The sequence below is a fragment of the Methylomonas rosea genome, from assembly GCF_024505055.1.
In the GTDB taxonomy this organism is placed as follows: Bacteria; Pseudomonadota; Gammaproteobacteria; order Methylococcales; family Methylomonadaceae; genus Methylomonas; species Methylomonas rosea.
Genome location: NZ_JANIBL010000001.1, coordinates 110,970 through 130,809, shown reverse-complemented (window position 1 = coordinate 130,809; position 19,840 = coordinate 110,970). Strand labels below are relative to the sequence as shown.

Genomic DNA, 19,840 nt, shown 5'->3' with positions numbered 1-19,840 from the left:
GGTGGTAAAATACTAGCTGTTTGACGATCTAGGATTGCCACCAAAACCCAATCGCTATTTGCGGCAAGTCAAAATAGCTTTAGAAAAAACCCCGTCGCAGCTTTCCAGCAAAGTGAAACTTTCTTTGGCGCGTGTGATGCCGGTATAAATCAATTCGCGTGTAATCACCGGGCTGATATTTTCCGGCAACACCAAAGCCACATGGTTAAATTCCGAACCTTGTGACTTGTGTACGGTAATCGCAAACGCCGTTTCCACATCGGGCAAACGCATCGGCGATACCCAACGAATCTTCAGCGCCGCCAATGGATCAGTATTCGGAAAGGCCACCTTCAATTTGCCGCTGCTGTCTCGCAATGCGATCCCTATGTCGCCGTTCATCAGTCCCAGATTGTAATCGTTGCGAGTGATCATGACCGGCCGGCCCTCATACCAGAGCGCCTGTTTGGATCTAGCAAACAGCCACTCTTCGATCCGCTGATTTAGCCCTTCTACGCCCCACGGCCCTCGTCGCAATGCCGACAACACCTGAAAGGCATCGAAGGCTGCCAACACTTGCAAGGCCCACTCGTCGCATCGCTCCGCAGTGTTTGGCCGGCAATCGCCGATTTGCGCCAAATAATATCCATAACCCAGAACACCCTCATTAATCACCAACTTTCTTAACAGGCTATTGGCGGCATCCGCCGTTGGGCGTTGTCGTAAGGCAAAATAGTCAGCACGCGGCTCGGGCCGTAAATCCGGGTAATGTGCCGTGTCACTCAAGATCGACTGAGCCTGCAACGCATCGCCCTGATTCACGGCTCTAGCTAATTGCCCGATGCCGCTGTGCTCATCGAAACGATGACTATGACGCAACATGATAGTTTGTTGATTGATAGCAGAACCTAATGCTGCGGCAGGCTTAAGCCGTTCTCCGGCATAGTCAGCAATCCAGGCCAGAGTAGCCGCATCATAAGCGGCCTGTTCGGCCCCACGACATAAATCGCCCATCACCGAGCCGGCCTCGACCGACGCCAATTGATCCTTGTCGCCCAACAAGATCAACTGAGCGTTTGCCGGTAAGGCCCCCAACAGCGACGCCATCATTTCCAGATCGATCATCGACGCTTCATCGACAATCACAATGTCGGCGACAATCGGATTGTGGCGATTATGCTGAAAGCGCCGCGAATCGTGCCCGCTGCCCAGTAAACGGTGCAAAGTGCTGGCTTTTCTGGGGATACATTGCTTGATGCTTTCATCGATAGCCAAGTTATCGAGCGCTTTTGCAATCGACTCGCTGACCCTGGCCGCCGCTTTACCGGTCGGTGCCGCCAGTAAAATATTCAGTGTTTTGGGGTTCTCACTATCTTCTTGCGCTAAATGGATCAACAAGGCCAACAACTTGGTTAACGTTGTGGTTTTACCGGTACCCGGTCCGCCGGTGATAATGGCAAATCGCGCCCGCAAAGCCAGGACGCAAGCGATTTTCTGCCAATCCGGGCTTTCCGAGCTCGTTGGAAACAAACGTTGCAATCGTTCCGACAAGGATGACGGCAAGCTATCCCGCACCGGTTGCAAACGTTGCATAATGCAGGCTTGTATGATCTGTTCATAGTGCCAGTAACGCCGCAAATACAATCGATTGCCAGTCAAAACCAGCGGCGTAACGCCCTCTCCAAATGACACAAGCCTTGATTGCGTTAGCGCAGCTTTCCAGGTCTCAATGCTGTAGTCTTTTAGACGCGCCAATTCGGCCGCCGCCTCATCCTGCTCGACCGCCCAAGCATCATCAGCCGGAATAGCCAGCGTCAACCCCGGCTGCTCGCAGAGTTTTTCCAAGTCCAGATAGACTTCGCCTCTATCCAGTTGATGGCTGAGCAAGGCTCCTGCCCACAGCACGGCTTCGGTTGCGTCTGGCTCAAGATCCAACAGAAAACCCACGAAGGCCCGATTCAAATGACTCAACCAACCTTTTGCAATCCAGTGCTGCATGCTGTCTATTACCGCCGCTTGCCGAATCATGCATAAGCTCCGTCTTTTGATGCCGAAAACAACATATCCAAGCTATCGATCAAGATCCTGGGAGGCTTATCGTAGACACGTCCCGCCGTCGGACCTTGGGTGCCTCTTAAGAATAAATACAGTGCCCCGCCGATGTGCATATCGTAATCGTAAGCATTGCCCAGCCTGACTTTTAGCAAGCGATGTAAAGCCAGCAAATACAGGCTGTATTGCAAATCGTAACGTTTAGCCAACATCGCTGCCACCAGGTTCTCCTGCGTATAAGCCGCATCGTCTGCACCCAAGCTGTTGAATTTGTAATCGACCACGTAGTACCGCTTATCGTGCATAAACACTAAGTCTATAAAACCCTTTAACAGTCCGTTGACTTGTCCGGGCAGCAAGCCGGGGCGCGCTTGTCCGCCAAACGTATGCCGGGTTACCAAACGGTCCAATTCCACAGTATCAACCGTCTCGGCACCCAGCAGAAATTCCAGTTCAGCCTGATAGGCATTGGTTCCTAAGGTAGCCAAACTAAGATCACTATCCTCCAGCAAAGACATGCTCAGCCAGTGCGCCAGGGCCGAACCGATGACGGTGTGTTTATTTTCCCATTCGCCGCCGGTAAAGCGCTTTTGAATCAAGTCTTGTCTTAAGGTAGGAGTTGCCGACACGCTGGCAAAACCCAGTTGCGCGCATTCCTCTAGCAAGTCGTGAATCAACACGCCGGGACCGGCGCCTCTGGGCAAACCGTGAACACTGGTCAGCGGTTTACTAACCGCAGCAGCAATTTCGGCTTCGTCATTTTGCTTATCGTCACGGGCGGTTTCCAACTCCGGCAGCAACCCAAACTGATCTGCCGCCAACGTTGGTTGGTCCACGATGTGCAAGGCGCTGTAACTGGCTATCCACCAATTGCTGGCTACTTTGCTGAGCGGAACGCGCGTGTCGTCGCAACCCTCGTTTAACAAGACCGGGCTGTAGCGTGTATCGTCACTTTCCGGTAAAGGCGTTATCGAAATCGCGTCACAGCTGCCTTTCAGCTCGAGCAGTTGCGCGGCTAATTCGCTGATCGGCTGTTTGGTCCGCCAATTAAGCAACGCGCCCAGCGCCGATTTTTCCAACTGGCAATCCTTGGTACTACCCGACTTGACCGGCGCTATACCCAACCAACAAGCATGGCGGGCGCGGGTCATCGCCACATACAGCAAACGCAAATCCTCCTGCAGCCTTTCTTCTTCGCTGATGGCTTTGATGCGCTCCTGTTTATGCAGGTCGATTTGCAAATCCTGATTCTCGTCGTGATAACGGTAATAGACATTAAAGCGACCACCCACTTCCCGAAAGCTGCAAATAAACGGCAAAAACACCAGCGGGTATTCCAGGCCTTTGGATTTATGAATGGTCACGACTTTAATCAGATTGGCATCGCTTTCCAGCCTGATGATGCCGTCGTCGCCGGCCTGATTACCACCGGCCTCGATAGCTTCGGCCAAATGTCTGATCAGGGCTTGCTCGCCCTCCATCTGCATGCTGGCTTGTTGCAACAATTCGGCGAGATGCAGCAGATTGGTGATGCTGCGCTCGCCTTCGCTGTCGGCAGAAAGGCGGGCATGCAAACCGTAATCATTAATCAGCTGCCGCAGGGCAGGCAAAATGCCATCCTGTTGCCAGCGTTGTTGGTACGTCATAAAACGTTCCAGATGCGATTCCCAGCCGGGCTCGTCCAAGGCCAGTTCATGCAACGCTTGGTAAGACCAGCCGAAGGTTGCGGAACTTATCGCCGCCCTCACCTTGCGCTCGTTACGCGGCTCGGCTAGGGCATTTAACCAAAGCAACATGTCGACAGCTTCCGCACTGGCAAAGATGGAATCGCGCTCCGACAGGTAGACACTACGCACGCGCCGACGCGCCAAAGCATTGCGAATTGCCCTGGCTTCGCTGCCGCTACGGACCAGGATAGCGATATCCCCGGGTTGCAAGACTTGAAAACCAGATGCCGATTTGAACCCGGCTTGCCCCGCATCAGCCGCGCCCAACAATTTGACAATCTCATTGGCCGTTACCTCGGCCAGCGTTTCCCGATAAGCCGGCATGCCAACCGCATCCTCGCTTTCCCAGTGCCAAAGCGTCAACGCCGGGGCGGCTTGATTATCGACAACCCACACATCATCGCGGCCCTGAGCCTTAACCGGCAGGAAGGGTAAAGGGTTATCCTGGTGCGTTTTAAACCTGAATGCGCCCCGGTCTTGCCGATCGGCTTGCAAAAATACCTGATTGATTGCGTCGACCAGAGCATGGGTGGAACGGTAATTGGTGCCCAAGGTGTAATGCCGGCCTTGGGTATCGCGGTGCGCTTTTAGATACGTGTAAATATCCGCGCCGCGGAACGAATAGATAGCTTGTTTCGGGTCGCCTATCATCAAACAAGCCGAGTCGCCGACGACTGGCGACGCATAGAGCGTGGAAAAAATCCGGTATTGCACCGGGTCGGTATCCTGAAACTCGTCTATCAACGCGATGGGATACTGCTGGCGAATCACCTCCGCTAGTCGCACACCGTTTTGGCCTTGCAGCGCGTTATCCAGGCGAATCAACATGTCGTCGAAAGTCATCCTGGCGATGCGTTGTTTTTCAAAATCGTAACGCTGCCTGATCCAATGCACGGCGTGCTTGATCAGCTCGACTTTTAAACTGGGCAGCGCCGCCAGATGCGCGGGCAAGCGGCCAATCGCCGCAAAACCGGGATGATCCGGCGGTGTTTGCCCTGGATTAGCTAACGTAGCCATGCCGACCGGTGACAGATTCTCAAAACCCTTACCAATGTCCAGAGTGTCCTGTGAGGGATCCTGACTCCATGCTTCGATTTTATCCAGCCAGTTGCGGCGGTTAGCCGAGTTGTAATTTTTTGCAGGCAGCACTTTGGTTTCTATGGCGGCCTCCAATAGTTCGCGTACTTCTGGCAGCCAATTTAGCCAAGGCGCTTTTAACTCTTGTAAGGACGACTGCCTGACGGACGCTAATGCAGAAATCAATCTTTTAATGGACTGACCGTCGGCCAAACTAAACGGTATCGGTTCGGCGTTACCAAGCAGAGAACGCACCACCAGCAATAACTCGTCCGGATGCTTGAACACCGCATACAAGCTTGGAAAATCGGCGTCGTTGGACATTTCATAGTAAAAACTGCGCCAATAGTCCCTGACTACCTCATTCAGTAATTCAGTATCGTCGGTATTGACCTCCTGCCGGAACAAACTGCCGCTATCGAAGGCGTGTTGTTGCAGCATGCGGTTGCACCAACTGTGGATGGTGTAAACCGCCGACTCGTCCATCCAGTTAGCCGCCAACTCCAGACGAAGGGCGCATGCCGGCCAGTCTTGCTCTGCATAACAGTCGCGGATGTCGTGTAAAAATGTATCAGTCGTCGACAATTGCTGACGAAAAAATCGCGCGGCCTGACTCAAACGCTCGCTAATCCGCTCGCGTAACTCCTTGGTAGCGGCCTCTGTGAAAGTCACCACCAAAATATCCGGCGGCAACAAATATCGACTGGGTTCGGCACTACCCGGATTGTGCCCTAGGATTAACCGCACATATAAGGCGGCGATGGTGTAAGTTTTACCGGTGCCGGCGCTGGCTTCGATCAACCGGGTACCCGACAACGGAAATTCGATGGGGTTGAGCGGAATGGCGCTGGTCATACCGACGCCTCCCCTGCTCCAGGCAATTCCCGGATATGCATAAACATCGGCCGATACAAGCTATCCGCCCAATATGCAAAATCCTTGTCCGCGGCAAACGCAAACAAGCTGGCAAAATTGGGAAAGAAGCGAGCAAGATAGGCATCGTAATGGACTTCACCGGCGTTCCATTCGTCGCCGTCGTATCTGGCTTGGGCTTTATCCGGCGCACTTTCCGAGGGGGCGGCAAGCCAGCAAAATGCCGTTCGGCACGCCACCGGCAACGGTGCTTGCATGCCGTCGTGATAAGCGGCAACCAGGTTTTGCAAGTGCTGATAAGCGTCGTCTTGCTCGACAACGGGCATTTCAATCACCGTATCGGCACCGATTACCAAGGTCTTTACCGGCAAACTGTCGGCGCAAGCCGCCAAATGCTGTAGCCACTGCAACAATAGGTTTTGGTATTTGATGGATTTGTCCTTGTTCAACAGATTTTGCGCCGTCAGATGCAACAGACCGGCTTGTTCTTGCTGGGATTGGCAGCGCAATAGACTGAGATCGCCGGTCACTTGCACCGTAACGCCGCCGGCCAAGGCAAAAGGCCCCAGCTGCAACACATGCGGCACTAAAACTTCGGGCCATTCAGACGCCAGCACCTGATAACGTTCCCAAGCCGACTTGACCGGTTCGGCCATGGCCGCGAAACTCGCCTGGGCGAAACCGCCCAAGGGTAGTTGTCCTTTCTGCATCATCACGGCCTGCTGCCGAGTCAGGAAGTCTTCCGTGTCGTCCGGATGCTCCGCAGTTAGACCCTTTAGCAACTCATCGCTGAATAAAAAGGCTTGCAGACTATCAATTCCAAACGGTTCGCAGTCTTCGCTGGTAACTGTTAGGCTATCGAAACCAAATTTTAGGGTTTGATTGCAAAAGCTTTTTACCGGTGCGCGCAAAAATCGCGCAAGCGATTCCAAAGTCAACGCATAGGTTTTATCGTCCGGGCCGGACGCGATCCGATCGCTAAACGACTGCGCTACGGCAGGCGCAAACCATTCCCGGGCATAGGTATAAAGATTCGGATCGCGGTTTTTTTTAACATACGCTTCGCTAAACGGTTGTAAAGGGTGCTCGACGGTGATTCTCTCCAACAACCTGGGCTTATCGGCTAACGCCCAGCCCTGCGCCAGCACATCGCGTAATTGACTGATCAGCACCGAAGGTGGTCGCTCACTGTTATCGCGGATACTGCGCCCTACCCAACTGATATACAGCTGTTCGCGCGCCGACAATAAAGCTTCCAAAAATAAATATTGGTCGTCTTGGCGGCGCGAGCGGTCGCCGGGGCGGTACTGGCCGCGCTGGCTCATCAAATCGAAGCTATGCGCTTGCTGGTTGCGCGGGTAGTCACCGTCGTTCATGCCCAACAGGCAAATCAGTCTGAATGGGATCGCGCGCATTGGCATCAAGGTGCAGAAGTTAACGCGGCCGCTGAGAAAGCGTTGATTTAAGGACGGTTCGTCAACGCCAGCCAACCAGGCTTCGCGCACCACATGAATGGGCAGTAAATCCATCCCAGTTAAACCGGCTTGTTCGCAGTGCCTGGACCAGCTGGCCAGCGAACTTGTGAGAGTTTCCAGGGTTTTTCGTTCGCGCTCGTCGCTTACCTGAAAAAAATCGTCCAGCAATTCGGACAATATTTGCTGCCATCTATTTGGTGCATATTCCCTCCCCAACAGCTCTGCGTATTTTTCCAGCGTTTCCAACAGAAACGCCAGACCACCCAGCCATTGCGCATCCAGGCCGCCAATTTCTTCGTAAGGCTGAATCTCATCAAAAGGCGCGCCGGCACCCACCGCATACCCAAGCAACATCCGTCTCAACCCAAACTGCCAGGTATTGGTCTGCAAGTCAGCGGGCATATTGACCCGTTGCTTACGTTGCCGGGCGTTCAAGCCCCAGCGTATCCCGGATTCTTCAATCCATTGATGCAGTTTGGGTATGGCTATTTCGTCAATCTCAAAGCGCGCCCGCAAGGCCGGTACTTCCAGCAAACCCAGAAATTCGCTGACCGCAAACCGCGACTCAGGTAAGTTGAGCAAGGTTTCCACGGCAAGCAACAGCGGATTTTGTCCGCGCTGCTGCTGATCGGCCAGGCTGTAGGGAATATAACGCGGATCGTCGCTTTGAATTTGCCCGAACACCGCGTGAATATGTGGCGCGTAGGTATTGATGTCCGGAACCATCACAATGATATTACGCGGATATAAAGGTTTACCGTGTCGTTGGGCGCTATCGAAACGCGCCAACAATTGATCGTGCAGAATTTCGACTTCGCGCTGTGGGCTGTGAGCGATATGAAATTGAATAGAGGTATCCACACTTGCCAGACATGCGGGTTGCTCCGACAACGGTTCTAGATCCAGGATAGCCTGTTGCAGATGTTGCAGCAAACTGCGCTGTCCTGCGTCCCCATAGTCTTTGAACATATCGATTTTGCTGTCCGGCCAATGCCAGTTGGCGTAGGCCTGGGTTTCATCGAAATGATCCAGCAAACGAATATAATCCCGGCCCTGTTTGCCCCAAGCCGCCAATAAGGGCGGGGCCTGTAAATGCAGTTCCGCATCACTTAATGTGGCCCTCATACCTGATTTGTACGATTGACGGCGGCGTTCAGCTTTGAGCAATTCCTTATCTTCGATGATATCCGCCCAATAGTGCTGACAAGGGTTATGCACAAACAACACGATCTGACAAAATCGGCCCAACTTGGCAAGCACTTCCAGCGACTGCTGCGGCAGGGACGATAGGCCAAATAATACGACCCGGCGCGGCAAATTCGCCGGCCGTTCCGTTAAGGTATCGATACGAGTCATGAATTGCGCATGTACCGCTGCCCTACTGGCAAACGGCGAGGATTCCGCACCCAAATCAAAATCATCGAGCACCGCCCGCCACAAGGCGGCTTGCCAGAGTTGCGAACTCGGCAGCGGTTTGCTCTCGCCATGCCCGTTGCGCAACACATCCTCCCCCGCCGCCCAATCCGACACCCAATCGGAACGATACACCTGATATTGATCGAACAGGTCCGCCAGTTGTTCGGCCAGTTGATGACGTTTACGGCAATTACTATCATCGGTCAAAAAACTGGCCAGCGTTTCGAAGCCGGGTTGTTTCAGCAACTGTGGCAACAATCGATATAAACGCCAGATCAACGGGTCCTTGGCTAACGGTTGCTCGGTGGGAATCTGCTCGCCCAATACCGAACGATAAATGCTCCAGATAAACAAAGACGGTAACTGCATTTTCATCGCAGCGGCAATGCCCAACGAGGAATTGTGCGCCAGACTTTGCTTTAACCAATGCCCCATGCCATTGCTCTGCACCAGAAAAATTTCGCTTTCCAAGGGCAGCAAAGGATGCTGTCGTAGCCAGTACTCGACCACATCGCGGAGTTCTTCCAGTTGATTGGAGTGGATCACGGCAATGCCGTTATCTAGGGGTTGTGCGTGACCTGATGCAGGCATGATAGGCAGAAATAGTTTAGGAGAGCGGTGTAGCTATTATCGCCGCTTTTGACTAAGCCATCGAGGGAGTTACAAATGAATATCTTTGCCTGAACAGGCCTAACTGTAGCTTTGCCCGGTAACGCTGAGAATGAGGCAAAAGCGACGCGCATAAAAAAACCATAAGCTCTTGTATTTAAAGCCTATGGTTATTCTTGGTACTGCGATAGCTGTGAATGGTGGCGATACCGGGGATCGAACCTGGAACCTCGGGGTTATGAATCCCGCGCTCTAACCGGATTGAGCTATATCGCCACTGGGAACAGCTTTGAAAAGACGCGCATTATAGGGCGCGTCTTTTCTATTGTCAAACGTTGAAACGAAAGTGCATGACGTCGCCGTCCTGGACTTTATATTCCTTGCCTTCCAGCCTCCATTTGCCGGCATCTTTGGCACCTTGCTCGCCGTTATACGCTATAAAATCGGCGTAAGACACAACTTCGGCGCGGATGAATCCCTTTTCGAAATCGGAATGAATTACTCCCGCAGCTTGTGGTGCGGTGGCGTTGATTGGAATGGTCCAAGCCCGTACTTCTTTGACGCCAGCGGTGAAATATGTCGAGAGATTCAACAGCTCATAGCCGGCACGCACGACTCTATTCAAGCCTGGCTCTTCCAGACCCAAATCTTCGAGAAATTCTTTCTTTTCGTCTTCATCGAGTTGCACGATTTCCGCTTCTATGGCCGCGCAGACAGCGACGACCTTAGAGCCTTCTTTTTCAGCAAACGCTTTGACTTTGTCCAGCATCGGATTATTCTCAAAACCGTCGTCTTGCACATTGGCAACATATAGCGTGGGCTTGATGGTTATCAGGCACAATTCCTTGATAAGCTTGGCGTCGTCTTCGCTTAAACCTAAAGTACGCACGGCTTCACCGGCATTGAGATGTTCCAGCACCCGCTCGAGAACTTCCTTTCTCGCCAGTTCGTCCTTGTTACCAGACTTTGACGCTTTTGCGGCTTTTTGCAACGCTCTTTCGACGGAAGCCATGTCGGCCAGAGCCAATTCGGTATTGATGACTTCTATATCGTTGATCGGATCGACTTTGCCGGCGACGTGAATCACGTTGTCGTCATCAAAACAGCGCACCACATGCACCACAGCATCGGTTTCGCGGATGTTACCGAGAAACTGGTTGCCCAAGCCTTCTCCTTTGGAGGCGCCGGCCACTAAACCGGCGATGTCGACGAACTCAATAGTGGTCGGTAACACGCGCTCGGGATTGACGATTGCCGCTAGTTTATCCATGCGCGGATCCGGAACTGGCACCACACCCACGTTTGGGTCTATCGTACAAAAAGGGTAGTTTTCAGCCGCAATGGTGGCTTTGGTCAGCGCGTTGAACAGAGTTGATTTACCGACGTTGGGCAGCCCAACGATTCCGCAATGTAGTGCCATGAATTTTATACAGAAGGATTAATTTAACAGGAGCCGGATAAACCGGAAGAGTGCGGGCGAGATTATACAGAGAATTTAAAGATATGACCGTGCCGACACGAGGAGAAGCGCATCGCTTGAAAACGATGCGCTATCAGTTGCTTATTTGACTTGCAAAACACCGCCTTGACCGCTGCCCCCACCGCCCTGCACTTCTTGCGCCTTATAATTTCTAAGCGATTGGACCATATTGTTATAAGCGTCAAAGAAGGCGGCCGCAGTGGCTATACCTTCCGGGGTTCTGCTGTACATGCCTATGCTGCCGCCAGCTGCGCCGGCAAATAGTCCGCCCCAACCGCCGAACGCGCCGCCGCCCGATGTACTCATATTATTGGCGGTGGCACTGCCTTGGGAAATAGCTATCTGTACAGTTGAACGAATATCGGTCAGTGTCAGTGCCACATCGGTAGTTCTAGTTTCCACGGCATGCGAAACCGCTCCGGCAATGGCGCCCAGACCGCCCAAACCGGCAGCACCTAATCCGGCACCGATTAATCCTGCTCCGATGGAGCCCCCTTGTCCGCCTGTCGATTCGTTAGCGACGATAATCTGCGGGTCAAGTAAATAGTCAGCGGCAACACGTTGGCCTTTATGTTGTTTTGAACCTGACCGATATTCCCCGGAGTTTCTTTGTTGGTCGGTGATTCTGTCCAACATGGCGCTGGTACTCATATTGCCGATACCAGTGATAATAAAACAATTGGATTGCTGTACCGCTAGCCGGATTAACGGATCAACTGTGGTTACACCGGATGCTCCAGAAAAACGACCATCGCTAACCGCTAAGGTACCCAACGGGCTAGCGCAACGTTCCAACGACTTATTGGCATTGACGCTGGTCGCTCCGCCGGCAGAGCCGGAGACTAAATTTGAACTACCACCTGTCTGCAAACCAGGCTGTTGCGCGCAGCCGGCAAAAGCAAAAACAGAGACCAGTATTGATAAATCTCGAATTGATTTAACGCTCATCCAAAAAACTCCAAAAAATTGCCATTCAGTTAATAACGCCTAGCAAACTATAAAATTCGAGCGATAATAGACCAAAACTTATAAAAAGAAAAAGGAAATACTCATGCTTTTAAAAAAGCCTTTTTTGTCAACGATATTTGTATTATTCCTAGCGTTTGGCCTTGTGGCGTGTACACATCAAGAAAAACAAGTTAAGTCAGACACCATTAGAATTTGCGACGAGAATGGGTGTGCGGATCGCCCTAAAGACTATGCCTCTTTTCAGCCGGAACCGGCGATGTCCGCTGAAGATACTGCAAAAATCAAAGCGCTTGAAGAGCTGGCCGCAAACGACCCGCGTGCCGCTTACGATTTAGCTCTGCGTTTCTTTAGAGCTGACGGTGTTCGCCAAGATACCTATAAGTCGATCAAATGGATGCGTGAATCCGCCGAGAAAGGCAACTTCGATGCTCAAAAAGCTTTGGGTAGGGTTTATCTGACGGGTCTTGGTGAAATGGGATCCGATCCGGGCGAGGCTGAAAAATGGTTATCCATCACCGCCAGCAAAGGCGACAAGGAAGCCAATACCTTGCTTAAAGAGGCAGTAAAAGCCCGCCAGTCGGAGCAAGCCGACTACCAGTGGCGGAGGCGATGGCAACAGATTTTTTACAACAACTGGTATACCGGCTATCGCTACAATTGGTACTGGGGAACCGGGCGGTGGTATTTGTATTAATCTAAACAGACCAAGATGCGTCATTACATAAAATGCAAGTACGGGACTGACAACGATTCCTGGTTTTATACTTAGTGGGAAATTCAGATATTTGACGCTAATCTGAGCGGGCTTCACCGAATACTATCGTCTTATCTCTGCCGCTGGCTTTAGCTTGATACAAGGCTGCATCGGCGTAATTAATCATTTGATCGATGTCCGGCGTTTGTTCGGATTGAACTAAATCGCTATTCAGACAATATAAACCAATACTCAGAGTCAAATTAACCACTTCTTTATCGATAAACCATTCCAGGGTTTTAATTTCCTGACGAATACGTTCCGCAAATGTTTTACCGCTATCGCAGCGGGTGTTGGTAAAAATCGCTACAAACTCTTCGCCACCAAAACGCACCAAAATATCGGTATTGCGCACTTGCCGTTTTAACGCATTAGCGACACCGGTTAGTACTTGATCACCGAACAAATGCCCAAAGCGATCATTAATCACTTTGAAATGATCGATGTCCATAACCAGCAGACAAAAACTAGTTTTGTAGCGCTTATGATGAGCGATAACTACTTCGACTTGGTCATAAAAAAACCGCCGATTGTGTAGGCCAGTCAACTGGTCATGCATGGACATACTGGCAAAATGATCTTTCAGCTGGTTGGTTTCCGCGACCAAGCTCTCCAACTCGGCAGTTCTGGACGCAATTTGCTGTTCCATTTGCTGAACCAGGCGCCGAGTGGTGATGAGCTGACCAAGAATATTTTTATAGACTTCCAATAATCGGATATGCCAATCGCTGAAATAATGTGCTTGCGGATGCGATACGTTTAAAACGCCAATCAGGGTGCGGTTGAAGGTAAATACCGGTACGCTGATAATTGAGCCGGGTGATTGATTTAAGTTTCCAGTTTTTTCAAATCGCTTATCTTCATGGCAATTTTGACAATGCTGCAAAACACCGGTGGCAGCGGCAGCGCCAATCAAGCCTTCCCCGACTTTAAAGCGCAAAGGCCTATCAAAATTCGGTTCAGTATTGCCAAGCTCGCTCACGCTAATGCCGGCAACATTGCTTAACAAACCTTCACTGTCCACGATGAAAAAAGAGCAGCGTTCCATATCTTGATATTGGATAAGGCTTGCCAAAGCTTGCCTGATAAGGGCTTTTTCGTCATCGACTTGATAGTCGATTTCGGATAATTGTTTGACTGCGGACAGCGCATTGACGAGGTCGATCAGCAAATCCTGCATGCCGAAGCCCGCTAGTGTGACATCTTGACTATTTGCGCTGTGCTGGTTCATCAATTCCCCATGATGGCTGCAAGTTTTTGCATGGCAGGCTGATTTTCTGCCAGTTGTTCGGCCAGCTCGCGTATATTTTCCAAGGGTAACTCAATTTTCCGACATTCCGGCTCAATCTCTTGCAGATTAATAGGCTCGCCGGCAATCACTGTTGCGCTTAGCCGCTCACAAACCCTCAATAAAATCAATAAGGGCAGCTCTGTACTCTCAAAATCCTTATTTTCATAATTTTGTAATAGAAGCTGATACAAAGCCGGCAAATGCCATTTATGCAATAAAAAATGACCGATCTGATAATGGCTCTGTCCCATTTGTCGAGAAATCCCCTCACTCACCGGCAAGCGAGTTTTTTTGTTCTCGACAAAAATATCATGCAGCTCTTCGGGCAGTAAATAGCCGAGCACCAATACGCCGATATTCAGCAACAACCCGCCTGAATAAATAGCCGATGGCGCAAATTCACGCAATTGTGGAATGTCGGCTGCCAATTTTTGCGCGGATACCGCCGTTGTTAATGAGCGTATCCAAAAATACTCGGCGTCGAATCCTTGGCATTTACGCGTATCAAATTGGACATTAAAAATAATTGCCATTGCCAGGGCTTTAACTAAATCCAGGCCCAGGACCTGAAAAATGGCAGTACGAATATCGGAGACATTTCTGCCTCGGGCAAAATAAGCCGAATTCGCTAATCCAAGCAATCTGGCGACTAAACCAGGCGATAATGATAAGGCATCCGCCAGTTTTTCTATGGGTATGTCCGGCGTGTTAATAGCATCCAGAATTCGCAAACTCGCCTCAGGCAAAACCGGCAAGTTTTTCAGCGAACTCATTTGCAGTTCAATTGTTTGCTTTACATCGGCATTCATCAACCATGACCATGACCTGAAACAATTAAACAAACCGAGAGTTTGCGGTAATCGTTGTTACTCATTGCATCTTTTGGAATTATCATCGATTGACGCCTCCCTTTATCATGCACCCAATGCAGCGCGATTAGTATTCCGGTTACCACAGTTGACGCTTGAATCTCGATAGACTGGTAATGATCGCCATTTCCAAGCAGCGACCATCCATGCTTAGGAGTATAGCGCAGATAAGCGACGCCCATTTCGCCGGATGCCATATTGCTTCGCCAGCTTAATAATACCGCCATCGTTAGCAAGCATTTATAAGGGATCGGTAGCGCGTTTAACCAACATGCCACCAGCGCCAGTGCGTGAATGGCGCTAACAATGAATCTCAGCGCCCGTGAGCGTCCCACTGTAAAATTCATGCTCTGTTCAAGATTTTTCGACACAATCGCCGCACCTTTTTCGCGCTAAGGTAAACTACCCTGCTAAATTATGTTCATGTATTCCTACAAACTTTGCCGCCATGCTTGAAGACCGGACCGATCACACCAGCGCTTTTAGGGAACCCAATGCATTTGCTTTATCCAGAAAAGTATTCGCATCCACCGGCCTGAACCTCATAGAAGTTAGCGGTCAGGATGCCGCAAAACTCTTACAGGGCCAGTTAACATGCAATATTAACGATTTATCGGCATCGCAAGCCAGTATAGCCGGATTCTGTAACGCCAAAGGCCGTGTCATCAGTACGCTGTTGGTGGTTAAATCGCTAGCGTCTTTTTACCTGATACTGCCTGCGGACTTGCTCGACACCGTGTTAAAAAAATTGCGGATGTACGTGTTGCGAGCCGATGCAAAATTGCATGATCAAACCGGAAACATGCATATCCTGGGCATATCGGGCCTTTCGCCTGAGTTTGACGCTCCGACAGACAATTTCGCAATCGGGCAAATACCGTTAACGACTGTTAAGCTACCCGGCGCATGGCGTCACCTGCTGCTGGGTACGTCTGATCAGATTAATGAATTTACCGGATTACTGCGCAGCCGATACGCTTTCGAATCCGGCAGCCTGGACGAGTGGCGCTATCAGGACATCTCCACTGCCCTGCCTTGGTTCGATATTAGCCAATCTGAACAACATATTCCGCAGATGTTGGGTATTGACCAGCTTGGCGGCATCAGTTTCAGTAAAGGCTGTTACACAGGCCAGGAAATCGTGGCCCGCAGTCATTATTTGGGCAAAGTCAAACGCGCGCTGTTTATTGCCGAATGCCCGCAATCATCGAACGGCGTCATCAATGGCTGTAAGGTGTTGGATAGCATTTCTCAGCAAAGTATGGGATGCGTACTGACTAACGCGGCATGGGCCGGAATAAACCGTGCGCTACTGGTCCTGCAAATAGTTGATGGACTGCCAAAAAACCTTATACTTGATGACGACTATCGCACACCTATCGCGATAATTTCGGATCAATAGCGGAAATTCAATCCATGCAATTCAAATCTGTTCAAGACTTTTTAGTCCATGTGCAAGCGGAACTCGACGCCAACCGATTAATCCTGCCTACCCTGCCGGATGTAGCCATCAAAGTCCGGGATGCTGTCAGTAAAGGCGATGCCACTGCGCAAAGTTTGGCCGAGATTATCGCGACCGACGCCGCCATTTCCGCCCGTTTGATACAAGTTGCCAACAGCCCCTTGTATCGCGGCACCATGGAAATCAAAAATATTCAAATGGCCGTAACCCGGCTCGGCAACAACACCATTCGCACGCTGATCACCAGTTTGATCATGCAGCAAATGTTTACCCCTACCACGGCGCTGCTGGAAGGCTATTTCCGCAGCACCTGGGAGCAAGGCGTCAATGTTTCAGCGATCAGCCGCGCGTTGGCTGCATTCGTGCCGCATTTAAACGCCGATGAAGCCATGCTGGCCGGCCTGATCCATCAAATCGGTAAATTGCCGATACTGACGCTGGTCGAGAAAATTCCGGAGTTTAGAGACAGCCCCTCCCGATTAGACAAACTGCTGGAAAAAGCCCATCCGCATGTCGGCAAACTGATCATGAATACCTGGAATTTCCCGGAAGAACTTAAACAGGTGCCTTCCGAATATGTGGATTTCCAGCGCGACTCGGGCTCTAAGGCCGATTATGTCGATTTAGTGCAAGTCGCGTTTCTGCAAAGCATCGCCGGCACCGATCACCCTGCCTGCCGCGTCGATTGGAACACCGTACCCGCCTTTGTTAAGTTGGGTATCCAGCCCGATACCGAAATTTTGGAAATTGAAGGAGTCTCGGAAGAGATCGAACTCGCCCACTCAATGTTCCTTTGAGAATTAAAAACACATGATAGACGCCCAAGACGCCGCCCGTTTTCGCCGCTTAGGCACGCTTACCATCTTTGCCGTGTATTTCGTGATCCTGGTCGGCGGCATCGTCCGCGCCTCCGGTGCCGGCATGGGTTGTCCGGACTGGCCGACCTGCTTCGGGCAATGGGTACCGCCAACGCATGAGTCGCAATTGCCGGCCAATTACCACGAAATTTATGCGGCGCGCGGTTATGAAAGCACCGCCTTCAACCCTGTAAAAACCTGGACCGAATACACTAATCGTTTGGTCGGCGTGACTATCGGTTTTCTGATTTTTCTCACCGCCTGGACATCACGGGTTTATCTGAAAGCCGACAAAGCCATCTTTTATTTAGCGTTATCGGTATTTTTGTTGGTCGGATTTCAGGGTTGGCTCGGTTCGGCGGTAGTAGCCAGCAACCTGAAGCCCTTGATGATAACGCTGCATATGCTGCTGGCCCTGTTTATCGTTGCACTACTCATCTACGCCATTGCCAGATCGCAAAAACCAATCCTGGAAGCCATCGACAGCCATTGGTTGACACCGCGCTTTGCTTTGGTGTTAAAAATTGCCATGGCCATGACCTTGTTGCAAGTGGCAATGGGCACCCAAGTCAGGGAAGCGGTCGATTACATCGCTCATGAGCACAGCTACATCGACAGACAGTTTTGGCGCGATAGTTTTCCGATCATTTTTTATATTCACCGGTCTTTTTCATCGATCATTTTGTTTACCAACCTCTGGCTGGCCTGGAAAATTTATCAGCAAGCCGACAAACGTAGCCTGCTGTTGCGCACTGCTTATGTGTTAATGGGATTGATCGTTACCGCCATTTTGGCAGGCGTCAGCCTCGACAGACTGGGTTTTCCCGCCGTCGCTCAACCGGTACATCTGTTAATGGCTAATCTGATTTTTGGCGCGCAATTTTTCATCTTTATCTGCTTAAATTACTCTTCCCGGAAAGCAAGCTAGACAAGCCAGGATTTTACGGTAATTATCAATAAGTTAAGCAATATCGAGCCAAGTTGCGATACAATGCCGGGCATAGCTAGCCCATGGCCGGCAACTCTCTTTTTTTCTACAGGTATTATTAATGTCCGACACCCCCTCCTCCGCCACGCCCTCCTTTAAAGATTTATCGCTTTCAGACCCCATATTAAAAGCGCTGGAAAGTGTCGGTTACGAAACGCCTTCTCCGATTCAAGCACAGATTATTCCGTTCGTGATGGCTGGTCGCGATGTGTTGGGCCAAGCGCAAACGGGTACCGGCAAAACCGCCGCATTCGCCTTGCCGATTTTGTCACGTATCAATCTCAATCAAAAAGACCCGCAAGCTTTGGTGCTAGCCCCGACCCGCGAGTTGGCGATACAGGTTGCCGAGGCGTTTCAAAGCTATGCCGCACATATCAAAGGCTTTCACGTATTGCCGATCTACGGCGGTCAGGATTACACCAGCCAGTTACGCCAATTGAGTCGCGGCGCGCATGTTGTGGTCGGCACACCCGGCCGGGTCATGGACCATATGCGCCGTGGCACGCTAAAACTGGACCAACTCACCACGCTGGTGCTGGACGAAGCGGACGAAATGTTGCGGATGGGTTTCATCGACGATGTGGAATGGATTCTGGAACAAACCCCATCCACGCGCCAAACTGCACTGTTCTCGGCAACCATGCCGACTGAAATTCGCAAAATCGCGCAGAAATACCTGAACAACCCCGAACAAGTGACCATCAAGGTCAAAACCGCCACCGCCGCCAACATTCGCCAACGCTACTGGTTTGTCAGCGGCGTGCACAAAATGGACGCTTTGACCCGAATTTTGGAAGCGGAAAACTTTGACGGCATGATTATCTTCGTCAGAACCAAAACCGCTACCATCGAAGTGGCCGAAAAATTGGAAGCGCGCGGCTTTTCCGCCTCGGCGATCAACGGCGACATGTCGCAAGCCCTGCGCGAGCGCGCTATCGATAATCTGAAAAGCGGCAAACTGGATATTCTGATCGCCACCGACGTTGCCGCTCGCGGCCTGGACGTTGATCGTATCACCCATGTCGTCAACTACGACATCCCGTACGACACCGAGTCTTATATCCATCGTATCGGCCGTACCGGTCGCGCGGGCCGCACCGGCGACGCAATTTTATTCGTCTCGCCGCGCGAAAAACGCCTGCTGGCCAATATCGAGCAAGCCACCAAACAAAAAGTCGAAGAAATGCAATTGCCTTCCACCGACTTTATCAACAACGCGCGCATCAACCGTTTCAAACAGCGGATTACCGACACGCTGGCCGGTGAGGAACTCAGCTTTTACAACCAATTGATCAACCAATACCAGGTTGAGCATAACGTACCGGCATTGGACGTTGCGGCGGCCTTGGCTAAATTGTTACAAGGCGATACGCCTTTGTTAATGAAAGAGCCCAGCAAGAAACCACGTAAAGACGCTGAAGAAAAAGGCCGTCCCGACCGCAATGATCGTAGTGACCGTGGCCCGAGACGGGAAAAAGGCCGGGCCGGCGCAGTGGAAATGGAAACCTTCCGTATCGAAGTAGGCCATAGCGACGGCGTGAAACCCGGCAATATCGTCGGCGCGATCGCCAACGAGACCGGTATAGACGGCGACCATATCGCCCGCATCAAAATCGAGGAACATTACAGCACAGTAGAATTGCCTGCCGGCATGCCCAAAGACTTGTTCCAAGCACTGAAAAAAGTCCGGGTAGTCGGAAAATCCTTGGATATTTCCAAATTCGACCCGGCCTTGGTGAAAAAAGACAAAAGCAAAAAACGAGTCGGTTCACCGTCAAGACGCGGCAAAAACAAAGATCAAGCCGAATAACTGATTTGTAATCAGCCGGTCGCGGGTTCGAGTCCCATCGTCAGCTCCATATTTATCAAAGGCTTAGGTGTTTTTCACCTAGGCCTTTTTTATTTGCTGTACCAAATTTGTACCTAGTCTTGCGTACTCGGCAAGATGGCTAAGCAAAAAAT

General features: G+C 51.1%; 13 protein-coding genes and 1 tRNA gene. 5 read left to right on the top strand and 9 right to left on the bottom strand.

From position 1 onward, the window contains the following. Positions 1-54 precede the first annotated feature (54 nt). From recD to NP589_RS00560, 6 genes are all read right to left on the bottom strand, one after another. A complete protein-coding gene (gene recD, locus NP589_RS00585) occupies positions 55-2,007 on the bottom strand; it encodes an exodeoxyribonuclease V subunit alpha (protein WP_256605198.1) in 1,953 nt (650 codons plus the stop codon). Continuing rightward, positions 2,004-5,690, bottom strand: coding sequence for an exodeoxyribonuclease V subunit beta (gene recB, locus NP589_RS00580; protein ID WP_256605197.1), 3,687 nt, complete (start codon positions 5,688-5,690; stop codon positions 2,004-2,006). The genes recD and recB overlap by 4 nt, the downstream gene beginning before the upstream one ends. After that, positions 5,687-9,190, bottom strand: a complete 3,504-nt coding sequence (gene recC, locus NP589_RS00575; RefSeq protein WP_256605196.1) for an exodeoxyribonuclease V subunit gamma — start codon at positions 9,188-9,190, stop codon at positions 5,687-5,689. The genes recB and recC overlap by 4 nt, the downstream gene beginning before the upstream one ends. A 216-nt stretch (positions 9,191-9,406) precedes the next feature. Further along, positions 9,407-9,484: transfer RNA gene (locus NP589_RS00570), tRNA-Met, on the bottom strand. 52 nt (positions 9,485-9,536) lie between these two features. Continuing rightward, positions 9,537-10,628: a redox-regulated ATPase YchF gene (ychF, locus tag NP589_RS00565; protein WP_256605195.1), complete on the bottom strand. Its 1,092-nt coding sequence runs from the start codon at positions 10,626-10,628 to the stop codon at positions 9,537-9,539. A 141-nt stretch (positions 10,629-10,769) separates the two neighbouring features. Next, positions 10,770-11,636: a hypothetical protein gene (locus tag NP589_RS00560; protein WP_256605194.1), complete on the bottom strand. Its 867-nt coding sequence runs from the start codon at positions 11,634-11,636 to the stop codon at positions 10,770-10,772. Between the two features lie 103 nt (positions 11,637-11,739). Between NP589_RS00560 and NP589_RS00555 the strand changes: the two genes are divergently transcribed. Further along, positions 11,740-12,351 (top strand): tetratricopeptide repeat protein, encoded by a 612-nt coding sequence (locus tag NP589_RS00555; protein WP_256605193.1) that lies wholly within the window; start codon positions 11,740-11,742, stop codon positions 12,349-12,351. A gap of 97 nt (positions 12,352-12,448) precedes the next feature. Here the strand turns inward: NP589_RS00555 and NP589_RS00550 are convergent, their stop codons facing one another. Genes NP589_RS00550 through NP589_RS00540 form a run of 3 tightly spaced genes read right to left on the bottom strand, consistent with a single transcriptional unit; the run spans position 12,449 to position 14,942 of the window. After that, the gene (locus tag NP589_RS00550; RefSeq protein ID WP_256605192.1) at positions 12,449-13,642 is read right to left on the bottom strand and encodes a sensor domain-containing diguanylate cyclase; all 1,194 of its coding nucleotides are present in this window, start codon (positions 13,640-13,642) and stop codon (positions 12,449-12,451) included. Beyond that, positions 13,642-14,475, bottom strand: coding sequence for an HDOD domain-containing protein (locus tag NP589_RS00545; RefSeq protein WP_256605191.1), 834 nt, complete (start codon positions 14,473-14,475; stop codon positions 13,642-13,644). Before NP589_RS00545 ends, NP589_RS00550 begins: the two co-directional genes overlap by 1 nt. A 35-nt stretch (positions 14,476-14,510) precedes the next feature. Continuing rightward, complete coding sequence (locus NP589_RS00540) at positions 14,511-14,942, bottom strand: protein YgfX (protein ID WP_256605190.1); 432 nt, start codon at positions 14,940-14,942, stop codon at positions 14,511-14,513. 56 nt (positions 14,943-14,998) lie between these two features. Between NP589_RS00540 and ygfZ the strand changes: the two genes are divergently transcribed. The 4 genes from ygfZ to NP589_RS00520 all read left to right on the top strand — a co-directional run bounded on the left by ygfZ (position 14,999) and on the right by NP589_RS00520 (position 19,688). Next, positions 14,999-15,973 carry a CAF17-like 4Fe-4S cluster assembly/insertion protein YgfZ gene (ygfZ, locus tag NP589_RS00535; protein WP_504137415.1) on the top strand — a complete coding sequence of 325 codons (975 nt, stop codon included), beginning with the start codon at positions 14,999-15,001 and terminating at the stop codon, positions 15,971-15,973. A gap of 14 nt (positions 15,974-15,987) precedes the next feature. After that, the gene (locus NP589_RS00530; protein ID WP_256605188.1) at positions 15,988-16,830 is read left to right on the top strand and encodes an HDOD domain-containing protein; all 843 of its coding nucleotides are present in this window, start codon (positions 15,988-15,990) and stop codon (positions 16,828-16,830) included. A gap of 13 nt (positions 16,831-16,843) precedes the next feature. Continuing rightward, complete coding sequence (locus NP589_RS00525; protein WP_256605187.1) at positions 16,844-17,818, top strand: COX15/CtaA family protein; 975 nt, start codon at positions 16,844-16,846, stop codon at positions 17,816-17,818. A gap of 121 nt (positions 17,819-17,939) precedes the next feature. Then, on the top strand, positions 17,940-19,688 hold the full coding sequence (locus NP589_RS00520; protein WP_256605186.1) for a DEAD/DEAH box helicase: 1,749 nt from the start codon (positions 17,940-17,942) through the stop codon (positions 19,686-19,688). The last annotated feature ends 152 nt before the right edge of the window (positions 19,689-19,840 follow it).

Excerpts from the sequence above, each read along its gene's own strand:
- recB (WP_256605197.1), bottom strand. The coding sequence starts at position 5,690 with ATGACCAGCGCCATTCCGCTCAACCCCATCGAATTTCCGTTGTCGGGT.
- NP589_RS00545 (WP_256605191.1), bottom strand. The coding sequence starts at position 14,475 with ATGAGTTCGCTGAAAAACTTGCCGGTTTTGCCTGAGGCGAGTTTGCGA.
- NP589_RS00520 (WP_256605186.1), top strand. The coding sequence starts at position 17,940 with ATGTCCGACACCCCCTCCTCCGCCACGCCCTCCTTTAAAGATTTATCG.
- ychF (WP_256605195.1), bottom strand. The coding sequence starts at position 10,628 with ATGGCACTACATTGCGGAATCGTTGGGCTGCCCAACGTCGGTAAATCA.
- recD (WP_256605198.1), bottom strand. The coding sequence starts at position 2,007 with ATGATTCGGCAAGCGGCGGTAATAGACAGCATGCAGCACTGGATTGCA.
- NP589_RS00550 (WP_256605192.1), bottom strand. The coding sequence starts at position 13,642 with ATGAACCAGCACAGCGCAAATAGTCAAGATGTCACACTAGCGGGCTTC.
- NP589_RS00560 (WP_256605194.1), bottom strand. The coding sequence starts at position 11,636 with ATGAGCGTTAAATCAATTCGAGATTTATCAATACTGGTCTCTGTTTTT.
- NP589_RS00525 (WP_256605187.1), top strand. The coding sequence starts at position 16,844 with ATGATAGACGCCCAAGACGCCGCCCGTTTTCGCCGCTTAGGCACGCTT.
- NP589_RS00530 (WP_256605188.1), top strand. The coding sequence starts at position 15,988 with ATGCAATTCAAATCTGTTCAAGACTTTTTAGTCCATGTGCAAGCGGAA.
- recC (WP_256605196.1), bottom strand. The coding sequence starts at position 9,190 with ATGCCTGCATCAGGTCACGCACAACCCCTAGATAACGGCATTGCCGTG.
- NP589_RS00555 (WP_256605193.1), top strand. The coding sequence starts at position 11,740 with ATGCTTTTAAAAAAGCCTTTTTTGTCAACGATATTTGTATTATTCCTA.